Source organism: Oceanobacillus longus, assembly GCF_042650085.1.
Lineage (GTDB): Bacteria > Bacillota > Bacilli > Bacillales > Amphibacillaceae > Oceanobacillus > Oceanobacillus longus.
Genome location: NZ_JBHSAO010000004.1, coordinates 111,876 through 131,513 on the forward strand (window position 1 = coordinate 111,876; position 19,638 = coordinate 131,513).

Annotated in this window: 16 protein-coding genes and 1 riboswitch; of the genes, 3 read left to right on the top strand and 13 right to left on the bottom strand. The window is 40.4% G+C overall.

Translation table 11 applies throughout. The features are described 5' to 3' along the window. Positions 1–22 precede the first annotated feature (22 nt). The 3 genes from proB to ACFOUV_RS07190 all read left to right on the top strand — a co-directional run bounded on the left by proB (position 23) and on the right by ACFOUV_RS07190 (position 3,694). Positions 23–1,156: a glutamate 5-kinase gene (gene proB, locus ACFOUV_RS07180; RefSeq protein ID WP_379496104.1), complete on the top strand. Its 1,134-nt coding sequence runs from the start codon at positions 23–25 to the stop codon at positions 1,154–1,156. Positions 1,157–1,226: 70 nt separating this feature from the next. After that, on the top strand, positions 1,227–2,486 hold the full coding sequence (locus ACFOUV_RS07185; protein WP_379496105.1) for a glutamate-5-semialdehyde dehydrogenase: 1,260 nt from the start codon (positions 1,227–1,229) through the stop codon (positions 2,484–2,486). A gap of 161 nt (positions 2,487–2,647) precedes the next feature. Further along, complete coding sequence (locus tag ACFOUV_RS07190) at positions 2,648–3,694, top strand: lactonase family protein (protein WP_379496106.1); 1,047 nt, start codon at positions 2,648–2,650, stop codon at positions 3,692–3,694. Positions 3,695–3,803: 109 nt separating this feature from the next. On the opposite strand, the gene ACFOUV_RS07195 is transcribed toward ACFOUV_RS07190, so the two are convergent. The 13 genes from ACFOUV_RS07195 to ACFOUV_RS07255 all read right to left on the bottom strand — a co-directional run bounded on the left by ACFOUV_RS07195 (position 3,804) and on the right by ACFOUV_RS07255 (position 19,478). Beyond that, positions 3,804–4,211, bottom strand: coding sequence for a VanZ family protein (locus ACFOUV_RS07195; protein WP_379496107.1), 408 nt, complete (start codon positions 4,209–4,211; stop codon positions 3,804–3,806). Between the two features lie 182 nt (positions 4,212–4,393). Beyond that, positions 4,394–5,692 (bottom strand): M20 family metallo-hydrolase, encoded by a 1,299-nt coding sequence (locus ACFOUV_RS07200; RefSeq protein ID WP_379496108.1) that lies wholly within the window; start codon positions 5,690–5,692, stop codon positions 4,394–4,396. A 181-nt stretch (positions 5,693–5,873) separates the two neighbouring features. Then, positions 5,874–7,268 carry an L-cystine transporter gene (locus ACFOUV_RS07205; protein WP_379496109.1) on the bottom strand — a complete coding sequence of 465 codons (1,395 nt, stop codon included), beginning with the start codon at positions 7,266–7,268 and terminating at the stop codon, positions 5,874–5,876. A gap of 145 nt (positions 7,269–7,413) precedes the next feature. Further along, on the bottom strand, positions 7,414–8,580 hold the full coding sequence (gene trpB / locus ACFOUV_RS07210) for a tryptophan synthase subunit beta (protein WP_379496164.1): 1,167 nt from the start codon (positions 8,578–8,580) through the stop codon (positions 7,414–7,416). 152 nt (positions 8,581–8,732) lie between these two features. Further along, positions 8,733–9,566 (bottom strand): hypothetical protein, encoded by an 834-nt coding sequence (locus ACFOUV_RS07215; RefSeq protein ID WP_379496110.1) that lies wholly within the window; start codon positions 9,564–9,566, stop codon positions 8,733–8,735. Between the two features lie 267 nt (positions 9,567–9,833). Further along, on the bottom strand, positions 9,834–10,520 hold the full coding sequence (locus ACFOUV_RS07220; protein ID WP_379496111.1) for a hypothetical protein: 687 nt from the start codon (positions 10,518–10,520) through the stop codon (positions 9,834–9,836). Positions 10,521–11,147: 627 nt separating this feature from the next. Then, the gene (locus tag ACFOUV_RS07225; protein ID WP_379496112.1) at positions 11,148–12,368 is read right to left on the bottom strand and encodes a CaiB/BaiF CoA transferase family protein; all 1,221 of its coding nucleotides are present in this window, start codon (positions 12,366–12,368) and stop codon (positions 11,148–11,150) included. Positions 12,369–12,387: 19 nt separating this feature from the next. Continuing rightward, positions 12,388–13,296 (bottom strand): hydroxymethylglutaryl-CoA lyase, encoded by a 909-nt coding sequence (locus ACFOUV_RS07230; RefSeq protein WP_379496113.1) that lies wholly within the window; start codon positions 13,294–13,296, stop codon positions 12,388–12,390. Positions 13,297–13,311: 15 nt separating this feature from the next. Further along, positions 13,312–14,598, bottom strand: coding sequence for a TRAP transporter large permease (locus ACFOUV_RS07235; protein ID WP_379496114.1), 1,287 nt, complete (start codon positions 14,596–14,598; stop codon positions 13,312–13,314). After that, on the bottom strand, positions 14,595–15,107 hold the full coding sequence (locus ACFOUV_RS07240) for a TRAP transporter small permease (RefSeq protein WP_379496115.1): 513 nt from the start codon (positions 15,105–15,107) through the stop codon (positions 14,595–14,597). The genes ACFOUV_RS07235 and ACFOUV_RS07240 overlap by 4 nt, the downstream gene beginning before the upstream one ends. Before the next feature lie 33 nt (positions 15,108–15,140). Further along, the gene (locus ACFOUV_RS07245) at positions 15,141–16,142 is read right to left on the bottom strand and encodes a TRAP transporter substrate-binding protein (protein WP_379496116.1); all 1,002 of its coding nucleotides are present in this window, start codon (positions 16,140–16,142) and stop codon (positions 15,141–15,143) included. Between the two features lie 356 nt (positions 16,143–16,498). After that, a complete protein-coding gene (locus ACFOUV_RS07250; protein WP_379496117.1) occupies positions 16,499–18,109 on the bottom strand; it encodes a sodium:solute symporter family protein in 1,611 nt (536 codons plus the stop codon). A 132-nt stretch (positions 18,110–18,241) separates the two neighbouring features. Continuing rightward, positions 18,242–18,346: riboswitch (SAM riboswitch) on the bottom strand. A 361-nt stretch (positions 18,347–18,707) separates the two neighbouring features. After that, the gene (locus ACFOUV_RS07255) at positions 18,708–19,478 is read right to left on the bottom strand and encodes an SDR family NAD(P)-dependent oxidoreductase (RefSeq protein ID WP_379496118.1); all 771 of its coding nucleotides are present in this window, start codon (positions 19,476–19,478) and stop codon (positions 18,708–18,710) included. Between the last annotated feature and the right edge of the window lie 160 nt (positions 19,479–19,638).

Here is a 19,638-nt window from a genome sequence, read left to right on the forward strand (position 1 = left end):
ATCATAAAATTGGAGTGATGGCATGACCCCTGATACAGACAGGAAACGCATTGTAATCAAAATTGGTAGTAGTTCATTAACAAGTATGAACGGAGAATTAAGCCGCAGAAAACTGGAAAAAATAGTCGAGGAAGTTGTTCGCTTAAAGGACGATGGTCACGACGTATTGCTAGTATCCTCAGGAGCGGTTGCAGCTGGTTACCGTAAGCTTGGCTGTCTAACCCGCCCCGAATCCCTATCTGAAAAACAAGCTGCTGCATCCATTGGGCAAGGTCTACTGATCGAGACGTATTCCGATCTCTTTATCTCCCACGGATATGTAGCTTCTCAAATATTAATTACCCGTAGTGATTTCTCTGAGGAAAATCGCTATAATAATGCTCGAAATACAATCAATGTCCTATTAGATCGAGGAATTGTTCCAATTGTAAACGAAAATGACACCATTACAATGGATTTCTTAAAATTTGGGGATAATGATACACTTTCAGCAAAAGTAGCTGGACTAATCGACGCAGATCAATTAATCATTTTATCTGATATTGATGGGCTTTATGATAGTGATCCACGTAAAAATGAAGATGCAAAACTTCTCTTTGAAGTAAATGAAATTACGCCTGAAATCGAAGCATCAGCCGGCGATCCTGGTAGCGCTGTTGGAACAGGTGGAATGAAATCAAAAATCGAAGCTGTCAAAATCACGATGGCATCCGGAATTCCTTCCTTCTTAGGAAAATCGAGTACGGTTGGAATCATTTACGACGCTGTTTATAAAAATGCGGTTGGCACCTATTTTGAGCCGCAAGAAGACATGCAAAATCTGAATCAGAAGAAACAGTGGATTGCGTTTAACTCTGGACCTGAAGGCGAAGTAACCATTAACCATTCAGCAACAGAAGCAATTATCGAAAACCAAACAAGCTTGGAACCATCTGCTGTACACAGTGTTCACGGACGCTTCAGAAAAGGCGCTGTGGTGAAGATTTTTGATGTAAATGGTGACGAAATTGGCCTTGGAGTGGTGAATTACTCTTCCAAAGCATTGGATCAGTTAATTAATGAGACAGATATCGATTTGGAAAAGTACGAGAAAGCAGCAATTGAAAGTGAACAACTCGTCTGCCTACTCGATACCGCCGTGCCAGCTGGGGTATAAAGGGTAACTCTTTTCACGATGAACCTTACTGCCCGTTAAGATGGGATAAAAATTTCACAGGAGGAATTTGATGACAGTCATGAACAAAGTGAACGTTGAAGAACAAGCTATTCTGGCTAAAAAAGCAGCTAAGATTTTATCTTTACTATCAACAGAAGAAAAAAACGCGGCACTGCTTACATTGGCTGATGTGCTGGATGCTGAATACGAAACAATTTTAACAGCCAATAAAGAGGATCTGGAAAATGGCCGAAAAAAAGGCTACGATGACGCATATATGGATCGATTGACACTTACAAAAGAACGAGTGGAAGAGTTTGCACAGGGATTGCGTGACGTCGCGAAGCTTGAAGACCCTACTGGAATCGTGAACTCTGATTGGACATTGGATAACGGATTAAATGTTCAAAAGATAACCGTACCGCTTGGAGTGATCGGTATGATTTATGAAGCACGCCCAAATGTGACAGTTGATGCGAGTGGATTAGCTTTAAAATCTGGAAACGCAATTGTATTAAAAGGTGGTTCCTCTGCGATTCATTCAAACAAGCAAATCGTCGACGTTATCCACCGTGGTTTGGAACAAACGAAAATACCAAAAGAAGCGGTTCAATTTATCGCCAGTACCGATCGGGAAGCAACACAACAGTTGTTCACGATGAAAAAGCATATCGATGTGCTTATTCCTCGTGGTGGTGGTTCATTGATACAAGCAGTCGTTAACAATGCTACTGTTCCTGTTTTGGAAACCGGTGTAGGAAACTGCCACATTTACATTGATGCAGAAGCAGATGTGAATAAAGCTTTAGCTATTCTCGTTAATGCCAAAACAGATCGCCCCGCTGTTTGTAACGCCGCAGAAACAGCAATCATTCATAAAGATTGGTTGGACACAAATAAGGATGCATTGACACAGACACTGAAAGAAAATAATATTGCCGTTCATGGGGATGAGTTGGCAGTAAAAGTTATCCCTGGCGCAGTGTCAGCAGGAGAAGATGACTGGGCCAATGAATATTTGAGCACAGATATCGCTATTAAGACAGTGAACAATGTGGAAGAAGCGATTGATCACATTGATGCCTATGGTACAAAGCACTCCGAAGCAATTATTACAGAAAATAAGGAAACTGCTGACACATTCATGAAACTTGTTGATGCAGCTGCATTGTACCACAATGCTTCAACCCGTTTTACCGATGGAAGCGCACTTGGCTTCGGAGCTGAAATTGGAATTTCCACACAAAAGCTACACGCACGTGGCCCAATGGGACTACCAGCACTAACCACCATCAAATACATGATGAACGGCAACGGCCAAACAAGATAAAAAGCAAAGGAAGCATGGGGACGGTTCTCCTGCTTCCTTTTTTCTGTCGATGGAAGCAAGAGAACCGTCCCCATGCTTCCCCCGTGCTTCCACTTGCTTCAGGTTGAACAGTTGGGTAAGATTAGGAGTAAGATAATTGAAAAGGAGCGTCTAACATACATATGAAATATAGAGGATATATTGGAACTTACACAAAAAAGGATAGCAAAGGTATTTATTCTTTTGAGCTCGATACAGAGAAAGCAACGGTATCGGATGTAACTATTGCGGCGAACATAGGAAGCCCAACATATTTGAAAATAACAGATGATAAACAATTTCTTTATTCCGTCGCAAAGGAAGAAGAAAACGGCGGTATCGCCTCCTATTCCATTGACGTAACTACTGGACAACTCACTCTTTTAAACAAACAAATGACACCTGGTGCAAATCCTTGCCATGTCAATACAGATGTGAGGCATCACTACTTGTTCAGTACCAACTACCATAAAGGAACAGTCGATTCCTATTTAATTGATCCGGAAAAGGGAACCGTTAATCCTGCTGTTTCAACAATCAACCATACTGGAAGTGGCCCAGATCATAGACAGGAAAAAGCACATGTCCATTACTCAGGTATGACTCCAGATGGAAAGTATTTAGTTGCTGTAGACTTGGGTAGCGATTTATTAGTTACGTATAGTGTGAGCGAACAAGGTGAATTAAATAAAGTAACTAAGTTAGCTGTCCCGGCCGGAAGTGGTCCTAGGCATTTAACTTTTCATCCACAACTTAAAAATATCGCTTACCTTGTAACTGAATTTAGTTCAAGTGTCATCGTGTTAAAGTATAATCCGGAAAATGGCAGCTTTTCTATCCTACAAACGGTGAAAGCCATTCCTGAGGACTTTACCGAAAACAACCAAGGCAGTGCCATTCACGTATCATCCGACGGTAAATTCGTATATTCTGGAAACCGTGGACATAATAGTATTGCCGTATTTAAAACAGATGAACAGACTGGAAAACTCAGTTTCGTGGAAAATACTTCATCAGAGGGAAACTGGCCGAGAGATTTTGTTTTAGATCCCACAGAAAAATTCCTAATCGCAGCAAATCAGGAATCCAACAATCTCGTCCTGTTTTCAAGAGATAAAGAAACAGGTAGGTTAACATTGGTACAGAAAGATATATCTGCTCCAGAGCCTATTTGTCTTAAATTCCTTTAAAAAATAAAATGCTGTAACGGTTTATCGCAAGTCAAAAGGAAGCATGGGGACGGTTCTCTTGCTTCCTTTTTTGTTCTATGAGGAAGCAGAAGAACCGTCCCCATGCTTTCTAATCACTTTCCATGTAACGGTAAAAAACAAATCGAAGTGAGACGAGGCCAACCGCAACAAATACACCGATCGTATCAGCAACGATATCGTATACATCCGCACCCCGGCTAAAGAAAATCTGCAGGACTTCAGTAAAAACAGCAAAGGTAACAGCGGTTACAATAACAAGTCCTTTATCTCTAGAAATTTCCTGCAAGAGGCAAGTTAATACAAAGAACAATATAAAATGCCCTGCCATCTCAAATAAGCTCACATTTGATGGAGAATAAAGCCGCAAAAAATTACCCCAATCAGGTGTGGGCGTAAAGGAGAAACTTATATCAAAGGTTTCAAGCAGCACACGAACATCACTTGTACACGTACAAATAAAGATGAACCCAATCCATAAAACAAGTAAAAAAATCATAGCCCAACTCCCGTTTTTTACCATTATGGACAAAATCAAGAGATACAATACGATGTGGAAGCACGGGGACGGTTCTTCTGCTTCCTTTCTATACGAAAAATGGGAAGCGTGAGGACTAGCCCCCTGCTTCCCTTTTTCTGTAAATGGAAGCAAGAGAACCGTCCCCATGCTTCCTTTCGACACTATTCCTCCATTACCGATTCAACAAATTCTTTCAACACATGTATCGTCTTTACGCAATCATTTAAGCTGGACCATTCATCTGGATTGTGACTGATACCATCTTTGCTGCGTGTGAAAATCATAGCAGTCGGGATTTCCTGACCCATTATCATGGAATCATGTGCGGCACCACTTGGTATGTAAACCGGGGCGATTTCAAGCTTATTCATAACGGTTGCGAGTTTTTCCTGTAATGCCGGGGAAATAGGCATTGGTTTTATTTTCGAATTGATATCCCACGTTACCTCGATTCCTCTTTTTTCCGCAATGGCCTCAGCCTTTTGATAAATCAGCTTAATGAGTTTGTCACGAGTTTCTTCGTTGATGTCCCTAATATCAACGATTAAGTTGACCTCCTGCGCAATAACATTGATCCCATTTGGTAGAACATCCATTTTACCGACCGTTGCTACCGCTGTTTGGCTCACTTGCCTTGGTAGAGACTCGATTTCCTGGACAAACATGCCAGCTGCAATGACCGGATCTTTTCTATTTTCCATTGGCGTATTCCCTGCATGCCCTGCTTTTCCCTTAAAAGAAACTTCCAATCCAGCAGGGCCCGCTATTCCCTTAACTATTCCCGTTGGTTCGTTGTGTTTTTCCAATACAGTCCCTTGTTCGATATGGACTTCCACAAACATCTTTAGATTTCCCGATTGATAATCTGCATCTAAATAGCTCTTGCGGTCACTACCGTAGGCCTCAATCACTTCATCAAATGTTTGGCCATTCCCATCTCTTATGTAATCTAATTCTTCTTCTGTGATTTTTCCCATAAAAGATCGACTGCCAGTTAATCCTGTCTTGAATCTCGATCCCTCTTCATCTGTAAAAATGACCACCTCATATGGAATCGGCGGCGTATACCCTGCTAATTTCCAGGCTTCGACTACCTCCAGTGCAGCAAGAACACCTAAAGGGCCATCAAAGTTCCCGCCGTTCGGTACACTATCAAGATGCGAACCTGACATGACAGCAGGAGAAATCTTTTGTCCCTCTAATCTCCCAAAAACATTTCCAGCACCATCCCTGCTTACGGATAGGCCAGCTTCTTTCATCCAGCCGATGACTAATTCCTTCGCCTCTTCCTCTTCCTTCGAATAGCCAATTCGTGTTATACCACCATCTTCAGTAACACCAATAAGCGAAAGTTTAGCTAATCTGGCAGCAACTCGCTCCCCATTTACCCCCGAATGATTTAAATCAATATCATATTCATCCATTAAGTTTTTCAAAAAATTGTTCATTGCAAAATTCATATAAATCTCCTTTCCTTTGATATCAGCTCTATACATATTAAGTCTAATTCTATCATATGTTGCGGAAGCACGGGGACGGTTCTTCTGCTTCCTTTCTATACGAAAAAAGGGAAGCGTGAGGACTAGCCCCCTGCTTCCCTTTTTCTGTAAATGGAAGCAAGAGAACCGTCCCCATGCTTCCTTAGACTGCTGTGTTTTCTGTTACTGCTTCTTTGTCGTTAAATTTTTTCATATTCAATTTACCTAAGATTTTAGATGTTAGTGTTCCAGAGATCATGGAGCCATTTACGTTAAGCGCAGTACGACCCATATCGATCATGGCTTCAACAGAGATGAGTAAACCTGCTAATCCGACTGGAAGACCCATGGATGAAAGCACAATGATTGCCGCAAATGTTGCCCCGCCACCAACACCAGCTACACCGAATGAGCTAATCGCAGTAATCAGCACTAACTGAATAATAAATTCGGGTGATAATGGATTAATTCCAACCGTTGGTGCAATCATCACCGCAAGCATTGCTGGATAAATCCCTGCACAGCCATTTTGGCCCATTGTTGCGCCAAATGAAGCGGATATATTTGCCGTACCATCATCGACACCAAGTGCTTCTTTTTGGGCTTGAATGTTTAATGGAATTGTTCCTGCACTCGAACGGGAAGTAAATGCAAATCCTAAAACCGGAATAACTTTTTTCAAGTAAGTCATTGGATTTAAACCAAATACGCCTACGAGAACGAGATGAATAATGAACATAACGATTAATGCTACATAGGATGCAAGGACAAATTTTCCTAGCTCAATAATTCCGGCAAAATTCGTACTTGCTACCATTTTAGCCATCAGTGCTAATACACCAAAAGGAGTCAGACGTAAAATTAATGTTACGATTCGCATGACGATTGCGTAGAACGAATTAACGATTTTAAGGAACATTTCAGCCTGTTCTGGGTCTTTCCTTCGAACACCGAGAACCGCTATCCCAACAATAATAGAGAAAATAACAACAGCAATAACTGATGTGGAACGTTCACCTGTCATATCTAAAAAGATATTGCTAGGAATAAAGTTTAATATTCGCTGTGGAGTCGTTTGACCGTCCATCGTCGCATAACTTTCTTCCAGTGAAGCTGCACGATCACTTTCTGCCTGCCCCGCTTCGATTTGTTCTGCATTTAAATCAAATAAAAATGCGGAACCAATCCCAACTAATGCTGCTACCAGTGTGGTAGAAATAAGAATACCGATAACCCAGCCAGCCATCTTTCCAAGCTCTTTCGTTTTTTCCAGATTAATAATCGCTCGAATAATCGATACCATCACAAGTGGTACAACAATCACCATGAGAAAGCGAACATACCCATTACCAACGATACTATACCAATCCAATGTGCCTACTAGAACATCAGAACCTACTCCGTATATCGCTTGTAAAATTGCACCTAGTACAATCCCCAGACCCATACCAGTAAAAACGCGTTTTGAAAAGGAAACATGCTTTTTTTGCATATAAATTAATAAACCAATGATTGCAACTAATACAACAATGTTGACCAGTATAAATAAACCTTCCATTCTACTAACCTCCCAATTTTCTAACATATATATTATTCCTATGACTTTACTTTGAATAATATACATCGGTTTTGGGGAAAATACAAGAGAAATTTTAAAATAAAAAAGGGAAGCAAGAGAACCGTCCCCATGCTTCCACCATCTATTACTTCTTCAACATTTCATAAACCTGATTAACATCTTTATCGCCTCTTCCTGAGAGGTTAACGATAATCACATCATCCTTTGTTAATTCTGTTGCCAGTTTCATTGCATGGGCGACAGCATGCGAACTTTCAAGTGCTGGGATGATGCCTTCTATTTTAGATAATTGCTGGAAGGCTTCCAATGCTTCCTGACCTGTGGCAGTGACATATTCCCCTCTGCCAGTCGCGTTTAAATAACTATGTTCTGGTCCAACACCTTGATAATCAAGACCTGCTGCGATGGAATTGGTTGGTTTTGGATTACCTTCCTCATCTAATAAGGTCATTGATCGATAGCCATGAAATACAGCTGGAACTCCTTCTGAAATGGACGGAGCTTCCGCGGGTTCTACCCCAATTAAGCGAACTTCTTTGTCCTCCAAATAATTGGCAAAAGATCCAATCGCATTACTTCCTCCGCCAGTACAGGCAACAACTGCTGTCGGCAACTTGCCTTCTTTTTCGAGAATTTGCTTTTTCGATTCTTCACTAATAATGGATTGGAAAAATTTCACCATTTCTGGATAAGGGTATGGCCCCACTGCAGAACCAATTAAGTAAAAGGTATCTTCCTGATTAGCGACAAGGTCAGCAAACGCCTCATCGACAGCTTCCTTCAATCGCCCGCGTCCTTTATCAACCGCAACTACCTCAGCACCGAGCAATTCCATCCGAAATACATTCAAAGCTTGTCTTTCCGTATCCAGCTTGCCCATGTAAATCGTACATGGCAATCCAACCATGGCACTTGCAGTAGCTGTTGCAACCCCATGCTGACCTGCACCCGTTTCCGCAATAATCCGCTTTGCGCCCATCCGTTTTGCCAAAAGAATCTGTCCAAGTGCGTTATTGATTTTGTGCGCTCCGGTATGGTTTAAATCTTCACGTTTTAAATAAATTTTCGCTCCGCCTATCTTATCTGTAAGATTCTTTGCAAACGTCAGCGGATTCTCGCGCCCTACATATTCCTTCAAATAATAACGATACTCATCCAAAAATTTAGGATCCTCTTTATATGTATGGAATTCACTTCCAATCTTATCTAAAACCACTTTCAGTTCATCTGGAACAAAACTGCCCCCAAACTCACCAAAATATCCTTGCTCAGCTTTACTCTCTCTACTCATCATTTCCTCAGCTCCTAAATCTATAATAACTAAAACTATTTACTATTATATATGAATAATTACATAATTCAAAGGATGGAAGCACGGGGACGGTTCTTCTGCTTCCATTTTGCTAATTACGGAAGCAAGAGAACCGTCCCTGTGCTTCCTTTTCAAAGTCCAAATCGTATATATACCCGGTCATCAAAAGAGATATTTCCCTTTTGCAATCCCTTGGTACACTTGTATTGCCGGAAGCATAATGGATCGTTTTCCAACAGCTCACTTAATAGAGATTCGGATTCCACTAGAGAGGGTTTTACATATGGATACCCATCCGATGCAAGGATAATTTCTTTAGCATTACGTGGGACTTTTACTCGTTTCACTTTACTCAGGTCAATTTCAAAACCATCCACGACTTCAAAGCTATATTGACTATCATTCGCATTTTGCAGGTAGTATTGCTGTTGAATTAACGGTTTAATATACTCCCATCCACTATCCTTCACTAGTAATTCTTCTATCGTTTTACCTTTTTTCAGTTCCGCTTCTAAGAATAGGGACCTCGCATTGGCGGTGATGCTGTCCAACTCTTTTTCATGTTGGTATAAGCGACCATCAATCATCGCCTGGCAATCCCCAATTTGCCAAATCTCCTGATAATAGCGGCTAAATATAACTACACTTGCTGTTGGGGCAAGTGTCCGATTTTCCACTATCTCATCAAAAATACCAATTTCTTTATACACCTTTTGTAAATTAGCGTTGATGTGATTGATCATTTCTTCCAACGTACATTTTTCATCGTCGATCTGCTCGATAGCATCCTTGATGACTTCAGCCGCTAATCGCCCTGGAGATTTAGTCCCAATGTACCTCCCCCAAATATTGGTAGCACCATCAATCACTGCAACAAAATGCTGATTAAATACATACAAATCTTCACATAACTCTGATTTATCTTTTTTGCCTTTATGAAATAATTCGATGACTTGTAAACTCAAAATATTCATCCCCTTTACTTGTATATTAGCATTCTTTCGGGACGGTAAATAGTTGGTGCAAACGAAAGTTGCTTATACGGCTTCTAAACTAGCCGTCAGAAAGATGGATAAGCAGTATCCTATGGCCAATTATAATAGTAGAAAACAGTAACCAGCCTATCCCTGATAACAATGGCAGGAATATGCTGGTTATTTTACATTTATCCTATATCACTCCTATATAGATTCAAGTCAAGCTGGGAAAGTGATCCTGTCCCTTCTGTCTCCTTATTCAACAGGCGTCAAAGTAGCCGGCGCGCTAGATTCAATCCTATATCCGTCTTTTGCAAAAAATACATAGTCCCCGTCTCCAACACTACTATCTCCCAATATTGTATTTACAACCAGTCCGCCACCCGCACTGTATACAACAAAATTGGAAGAGCCGCTTGCTTGATACCTAGCAGCTGGAAGGTCCAATCCTACAATCCATTCCCCAGCCAGCAAATTAATCGGTTCCCCTGATTTTTCGATAATCTGTCCCTCCAGAGATGCAAGTTCATCTTGTTTATTTAAAATATCACTATCTAATGCTTCCAAATCCGATTGCCTGCTGCCCACTTCATTTTCAATCCTTGTAAGTTCATCTACTAGTCCATCCCTTTCACTTACTAAGGCCAATGCCTCTTCAACTTCATCCTGCCTTTCACTTAATGTTTTCTCCTCACCAGCTACTTTTGACTCGGTATCTGCTAATGTGGATTCTGCATCTGCAATCTGTCCTTCTAATTCTGTAACATTTTCTTCTAATTCTTCCATTTTTGAAGTCAGTTCCTCATGCGTGACCTTCTCTTCTTCCAAAGCAACCTCAGCACCGGATTCACCGATTACATATGCAATAAAAAATAATAAAATAGACCCAATAATTCCTCCGGTAATAATCCAAAACTTTTTAGTTTTAACAAACGCTTTCATGCAGTTCCCCCTCTTGCACCGTCTTTTATCTTACAGTTTCACGTTTCCTCTTATTAGGAAAAATGACCTGTCCCACCGATGCTGAAGTTATATGTATGAAAGAAATGGTGAGATTAGTACAAGAAAATCCCAGACCCGCTGTTTTAGACTACGGGTCTGGGATTATTTGGGACAGAGGGTCAGGTTCATCATCCCGCCTGTTCTAGTCCCGTGTCTTTCTTCGTTTCCTAGCCATAATTCGGCAATGCTTTTTCTATGATTTGGCACACCAAGACAACTTGCATGTACTCGTTCACAACTCAATATATTTCATATGGTGGTGACTTGCTTTTAACAAAAATTTTTCCTTCATTTCTCTTTTCAAGCAATCATTAGCAAGTTGCAGATAATACTTATATCTCCACTGATGCAAAAGTCTAAGCATAGCTTAATCACCTCGCTGATTTATTTTGATTTACATTTAATTAATTAAATGAATACCCTATAAATCCGCAATCTAAACGGTAGCCAGCAATCATAGATTGGTAAAAAAAAACATTTCTGCATAAATTATTTAGAGAATTACCGTCTTCGTTTCTATAATTCAAAAAAAGGAAGCACGAGAACCGTCCCCATGCTTCCTCTCCTCTAAATTACCCCGCCAGCTTTCAATTCCTCATACTCTCTTTCACTGTACCCCAACAAACCTTTATATACTTCTTCATTGTGTTCACCTAACTCGGGGCCTGTCCATTCGACCGATCCAGGGGTTTCGCTTAGTTTAGGTACAATTCCTGGCATGTGGAGTTCACCGAGCTTTTTGTCTGTAATTTGTAAGATCATATCACGCATCTGATAATGGATGTCATTCGCAATATCTTCTGCATTATAAATACCACCCGCTGGTACTCCTGCATCATCAAGCATTTGTGTCAATGTTTCTAACTCATACTGTGCGGTCCAGTCTGAAATGATCGCATCGAGCACCTCCTGATTCTTACCTCGTGCATTATGACTTGAAAATCGTTCATCTTCGGATAGTTCTTCCATATTCATCACTTTCGTTAGTCGTTTGAAAATGTTATCTGCATTAGCTCCGATCACAATCCATTTGCCGGATTTAGTAGGATAATTATTGGATGGTGCAACACCTGGTAATATCGTTCCCGTACGTTCTCTGATTGCACCAACTTTCATATATTCGGTTAAACTGCTTTCCATTACCGCAAAAACAGATTCATATAATGCGGTATCAACTAATTGTCCTTGCCTATCTGGTGAATGATCGCGATGATGAAGTGCCATGAGCGCACCAATCACGCCGAACATTGCTGTCAACGAATCACCAATCGAAACCCCAACACGAGTAGGCGGTCGATCCGGATAACCAGTGATGTGCTTAAGCCCACCCATTGCTTCTCCGACACTCCCAAATCCAGCTTTATCTTTATATGGACCCGTTTGACCAAAGCCAGAAATTCGTACCATTATAATAGAAGGATTTATTTCTTTTAGATCTTCATAACCGAGACCCCATTTTTCCATCGTACCTGGACGGAAATTTTCGATGACGATATCCGCTTCCTTCACTAACTTTTTCGCTATTTCCTGTCCTTCATTTCCCTTTAAATTTAAGGTGATACACTTTTTATTTCTTGCTTGAATCGGCCACCATAATGATTCACCTTTATACTTAGACGATCCCCAATTTCTTAGTGCGTCCCCATTATTTGGAGATTCAACCTTTATGACCTCTGCTCCAAAGTCTGCCATTAACCTCGAACAAAAAGGTCCTGCAATAAAGGAACCAAATTCCAATACTTTAATATCTTCTAAGGGTTTTTTTTCTTTGATTTTATCTAGTGCCATTTATGATATCTCCCCTTTATTATGCTTGATGCAAATCAGTTGATAGACCCGCCTTCATCACTTGTCCCGGTAGTTTATAGCCCAATAATCTCTCTAACCTTTTGGAAGCTGTTATTAATTGATTCAAATCGGGATCCATCGGAATGTTCATCTGATACAACATATGCGCAACATCTTCCAAACACACATTCCCGGTAGCACCTGGTGCGAACGGACAACCTCCGATTCCACCGAGTGATGCATCAAAGTTTCGGATCCCTGCATCGTAACCAGCAATCACGTTTGCTAGTCCCATTCCCCTTGTATTATGAAGATGCAAACTAAAATCCGCATCTGGAAAATCAGCTTTTACGCCTTTTACAAAACTCGTAATCTGCAATGGATTTGCCATGCCGGTCGTATCTGCAAGCATAAAGCTGTCCAATCCTTGAGCGGTTAATTTTTTGATCACCTCTGTGACCCGGTCCACGTCATATAATCCTTCAAAGGGGCAGCCGAAAGTCGTAGCTAAACCGACATTCACCTTTTTACCACCCGTTTTCATTAATCGATTTATTTCAACAATGCCCTCAATGGATTCATCTACTGTTTTATTTACGTTTTTTCTATTATGTGTTTCACTGACTGAGACGACCACATTGACTTCATCCACGTCTGACTCCAATGCGAACTCCGCACCTTTTACATTCGGAACAAGCGTCATAATACTTACATTCTCGCGATTCAAATGTTTGATTACCTCTTTCGCGTCCTTCAGTTGCGGAACTGCTTTTGGTGAAACGAATGAGGTTGCCTCGATTCGCTTCACTCCAGCAGCTATAATTTCATTGATAATACTAATTTTATCTTCTGTTTCAACCCAATCTTCCATCTGAAAACCATCTCTACCGGTAACATCAGTTAGAAGTACTTTTTCATTATCCAACATGTTCATCTCCATTCGTTATAAGAATAAGTCAGGTAAAAATGTAACAAGTGATGGGAAAACAATGAGTACGATTAATATGATTAAAATCGGAATTATATAAGGAACAACACCTCGGACCAATTCGATATAAGGTAACTCTCCAACTCTAGTAATAGCAAACAGTACCATGCCAAATGGCGGTGTAATCTCCCCGATCATTAAAGCCACGATCATGATGATTCCAAAATGCAATGGATCTCCTCCGACTTCCATAATCAGTGGAACCAATACTGGCGTTGCGATCGTAATGGAAACAATTGACGATAGGAACATTCCTAATAAAAGCAGGAATATGAGACAGAGTCCCATCACGAGATAGTAGTTATCTGTGATTGCTGTAATCGTATTGGCAAATGTAACAGGGATTCGCTCCCGTATAAGAATCCAGGCAAATATATTAGCTACTCCTAAAATAACCATAATTACCGCACTATCACGCATCGTACTTTTAAAAATTTGATATAAATGCGAAAGTGAAATCGTCCGGTAAATAACCGTTGATAAAATAATTGCATACAATGCTCCAACAGCCGCTGCTTCTGTGGCGGTAAACACACCTGTAAGCACACCACCAATTAAAATAACAGGGGTTAATACTGGCAAAAAGGCCTTTTTAGCCGTTCTTGCTATTTTTCTCAACGATGCTCTGGCTTCCGTTGGGAAATTATTTCTTGTCGCTTGAATGGCTACAAAAATACTTAATGCTGCTGCCATCAATATACCAGGAATAATTCCTGCAACTAACAGCTTATTGACAGATACACCCGCAATAATTGCATAAAGGACAACAGGTATACTTGGTGGAATAATCGGTCCAATTAAGGAAGATGCTGCCGTAATACTTGCAGAAAATTTCTTCGGATAATTCGCATCGTTCATTGCTTTAATTTCCACTGAACCAAGTCCTGCAGCATCCGCAGTTGCCGATCCACTCATACCGGCAAAAATAACACTTGCCAAAATGTTTACTTGGCCCATGCCGCCTTTTAGATGACCTACCAAGGCTTTTGCAAAATCAAATAAACGGGTCGTCACATTAGATTCATTCATGACCTTACCTACTAATAAGAATAAAGGGATGGCCAATAATGTAAAACTATCCAACCCAAAAACGGTACGCTGCGCAATCAAGATATCAGGAATTTCAAAAAGTCCGCGATCTAATACAAAATATGTAAGTGAAGCGATTCCCATTGAGAAAACGGCGGGAATACCGATGATAAGCGCAACGACTAGAGTAAGTAGCATAATAACCATAATCATTTCACATCACCGCCTTCATTTTTCCTGAAATCCAATATGTAACGAACCAGTTGATGCCCAAAGAACCAAAGCATGAGCAACGAACTAACAAATAAAGCTAAATATAAGACCCCTTGAGAGATTGGAACCATCGTCAATGGGATGTGCCAGCGATCAATCGTCATTTTGATACTCCCAGTTAAAAAGCTCAATGCCACAAGCGCAGAAATAACCGTCGTAAACATATAAAATCCTACTTGTGCCCTGTATGGCCATTTTTTTACCAAGTTATCGATTAAATCGACACGTAAATGATCTTTGTATTTGACTGCAAGTGCCGCGCCAAGCAATACAGACCATAAATTCAAATATCTAGAGGCTTCTTCACTCCAGGTCAATGGCATATTCAATACAAATCGGAAGAACACTTGCAGAATAACCACAATAAAAAATAAAATAAATAAAATTGTTGCTACATGTTCAATTATAAATGTAACGCCTGCCATCATTTTCTTATAAAGATTTTGCATGTTCTCCCTCCTTCTAATAAAAAGAATGCAACACTATTCCTTGTTCATGATTTTTTGAACTTCTTCATACACACCGGGAGCTAGATCATTTTCAATAATTTCCTCAATCGCCGGTTGTGCTTTTTCTCTCATTTCTTCCTGATCCGGATAAACAATCTCCATTCCATTTGCTTCGATTTCCTCAAGAAATGCTTCATTACTAGCTGCAACAATCTCATCCGCATAGGCGAGGGTTTCATCAATTGCTTGCGTGACGATTTCTTGCTGCTCTGTAGTTAACTTATTTTCCCATGTATCCTCACTGACGAGCCATTGTTGAAACAGTTGAATATGTTCTGTTTTCATCAAGTATTCCTGATAATCCCACATTTGACGTCCCGCGATATTAGTAAGAAAATTTTCCTGTGCATCCACAGTTCCGGTCTGTAATGCAGATACAATTTCTGTAGCAGCGATTGGTGTCGGGAGTGCTCCCAGTTCTGCCCATACATTCACCCACCACTCAATTTCCGGCATTCTTATTTTCATTCCTTGTAATTCCTCAATGTTTGAAAAAGGAATATTCGAGGTCGTCCAACGCGCACCATAACCATGCAGACCCATTGGAATAATCCCGCCTACTTCTCTTGCAATTTCTTTGATTTCATCCCCAACCTTCCCGTCCATAAATTCTCTCATTGAATCAAGATCCTGGAATAAAAAGGGAATCGAAATCGCATTATATTCGGGATAATACAATTCAGCTTGCAATACGCTGTACCCGATATCAATTTCACCCATGTTCATTTGTTCTAAAGCCTCACGCTCTCCACCTAATTGACCAGCCATGAAAAATTCGATCTCCATAGAATCGTCACTCAATTCAGTTATTTTATTACCGAAAAAGTCCTTGATATCTTTATCGATACCTGAATCATCCATCGTAGTTGCGAAGACAAGTGATAACTTTTCCTCTTTTGAACTCGCTACCGAATCTCCACATCCTGAAATAAGTAGAGCAATAATAGTTAGCATAAAAATTAAATAATACTTCATGATGGACCCCCCTTTTTACGCGAATATTGTCGAAAAACGACAACAGCAAATTAAAAAAATCATACCATAGCAAAACAATTTAGTAAACAACAATTTTTCAAACTATCAGAATTCGGAAGCTTGGGGACGGTTCTTTTGCTTCCTATATAACAAAAAGGAAGCAGGAGAACCGTCCCCGTGCTTCCTAGCATTAAAAAAGAGGCTCTCATATTGTGCATGATACACAACGTGAGAGCCTTTAGTTTTTTCTATATTATTATTTTTCAGCTGCTATTCTTTTGGTTGTAAATCTTCAATAAAAATCCATCTATTATAAATCAATTTCCTTTCACCAACAAAAAACAACAACAGTTAAATTAAACCGCAGCAGTCTCCCTCCGAAAAGCGCGCGCTTCAGCTGGGCGAACAAACCTTATCGCCGCAATAAAATAACACAAAATAGCCGCAAACATAAATAAACCGAATAATCCATTTTGATAGAACGTCTGAAAATAGAGGACATTTATAATCGTAAATAAGAGACCTGTAGTCAACGCTAAATAGCCAAATCTGTCTGTTTTTCTAAAATTCCATTCTGATTTGTTATCGGTAAGTGTCACCAATGTGATCGTTAGGATGTTAATGGAACTTCCGACCCAAACGGGATGTATATTCATATAAAACTCTTGGGGATTCCACCCGCCCAAGTAATACCACAGTAAACCGCTTGTAAAGCCTGTAAACAAGGATGCAACAACTGCACGTTTTGTCACGACTGGCCAGAATAAGGCTGCTACAACCGGTGCGAACGTTGCACTGTTTCTAATCGTCCAGGCAAACACATTCCACCATGCCGATTGCTCTGTACGCAATAAACCAAATAGGATCATAAGTCCGGTTAAAAGCAATAAAGATATTTTTGTATATTTGATAAGTTGATCTCCGGATGCGGTCGGCTTGATAGCACTACCAACATCACGCCCTAAACTAGTTGCACCCGAGAACTGGCATGGACCACCCCATCCGAGCGCACAACCCCAAACTCCGAGAAAGAATAAACCTACGAGTGGAGCAGGCAGGACCTCCATCAGGTACAGCGGAATTGCAATGAGACCTGTCGATGCATTCGGCACAACTACCGCTGCCGATATTCCGAATAGAACACCACCAACAATAAAAGGAATCGCCATAAAACCAGCCATAATCAAGCCTTTCTGTCCCTCTTCCGGTGTTCGGGATGAAAGTGCCATCTGAAAAGCCGCCTGTGCCAGAATGACATTTACGAGAAAAGTACCGAACCAGACGACAATTACTTGCAAACCAACGCTTCCAAAATCAAACATTTCAGGACGCTCCAAATTCAATGCTGCCAAACCAGAAATTCCCGGATTAATGAAAAAGGCAATAATGCCGATCGCTATCATCAAGCCAAACAAAACCATATTCATTGTCTGTGTAAAGGCAATGGACCACATACCGCCAGCCTGCAAATAAATGAAAAGCAAGATGGCAGTAAAGGCTACAGACAAACTCAGGGAAATCCCAGTGAATACATGGAAAGCAGAAGCAAATGCAATCGCAGTCGCAACCGACCACATCGGAAAGGCAAATGCAGTAATGGCACCGGATAACCCTTTTGCTGTTCTCCCAAATTTATCACCAATTAGGCCGGAAACAGTTACAAGCATTTTTTTCCGGAAAGATCGGATGATCAGTAACGCGATAATAAAGATTTGAACCATTTCTGCCATCCCATACCAAATCGCGGAAATACCACTTAAGTAAGATAGCTCCAGAATCGATATAAATGTCGAACCGGAAAATAATCCAGTAATACAAAATGCAACAATCCATTTGTTAAAATTTCGGTTCCCTACAAAATAACTGTCTTTTTTAGTCAATCGCCGCTTTGCAATTTGCCCTGCTACTATAAGTGCAAACGTATATCCTACTGCTAAAATAATAATCCACACACCGTATTCTGTCATATTAACAACTCCTTTTTTTATTATTAAACATATTGTAATACTCAACTTTAAGATATAAAGATTTATGGTTGTTAAACCAAAATAAAAACCCCCTTCTATAATAAGAAGAGGGTGGAAATATCCGATGTCCTCTTCTTATCTTTCAGACAACTGTCTGACGGAATTGGCACAGTACTCATTACGAGCCCGCTGCCGAGGTATCAAAGGGCCATTTCCCTCCACCTCTCTTGATAAGAAGTACGTTTATGTATTTTTATATAAGTTACCCTGTTCTGCTCAAAAAGTCAATCATTATTTAGTCGCATATGAAGCGGGGAAGCACGAGGACGGTTCTTTTGCTTCCTATATAACTAAAAGGAAGCAGGAGAACCGTCCCTACGCTTCCATTGGAGAAATTTCCGTTTGCTATTTCTTCAGCAGGTGTTGAAAATTACGCTATGGGCGAGAACAGGTCGGGAAGTTTAGAATAGAAGAGTAAATTAAATAGAAAGAAGGTTACCACTTATTGAACGAAATGGTAACCTTCTTTCATAATCAGGAGGGAAATATACTACTTTAGTATACTCCACTCCTATACTACAGATAATAATCTATCAAACTATTTAGCACCTAGTCCACCGTCAATTCGATATTGTGAACCAGTGATGAATGCACTCTCATCTGAAGCAAGGAACAGAACCAGATTTGCCATATCTTCCGACTCTCCGTAGCGTCCAAGTGGGATGATTTGAGTAAATGCTTCTTTTGCTTCTGCACCCTTTCCAGGAAGTGTTCCTTCTTCAATGGAACGCATCATTCTCGTATTTACTGGTGATGGGTGAATCGAATTTACTCGAACATTTGCATCTGCAATTTCCAATGCAGCAGTTTTAGTCATTCCCGTCACCGCGTGCTTGGAAGCACCGTATGCAATTTGGTTAGGAGTACCCATCAATCCGGCTCCAGACGAAGTGTTAATTACACTACCATGTCCCTGCTCTCTCATGACTGGCAATACATGCTTCAACCCTAAAAATACTCCTCGGACATTTACATTGATTACTTTATCAAAATCTTCCACATCTAAATCAGTTAATAGAGCAATTTTCCCTTCAATACCTGCATTATTAAAGAAAACGTCGACTTTTCCGAATTGCTCAACCGTCTCTTTAACGTACTTCTTTACATCATCTTCTTTGGAGACATCTGCCTCAATCGTTAATACTTCACCGAATGATTTAAGTTCATTCTTCGCTTCCTCCAATGGCTCTTTGAATAAGTCTACTAAAACGACCTTAGCCCCTTCTTTCAAAAACTTTTCTGCTGTTACCTTACCTATACCACCAGCACCGCCAGTAATTACTGCAACTTTATTATCTAATCTACCCATTTAAATTCCTCCTCCTATGATTACGTTTACAATCCTATTATACTAGTCATAAATTACTAGGACAAATTAAAAGCTCATGGAGAAACTGAGGCAGGATTATTGTCCAAATTTATTTTTGGAATAAGTACCCCCGATAATCATAGCAATTTTTTGGGATAAC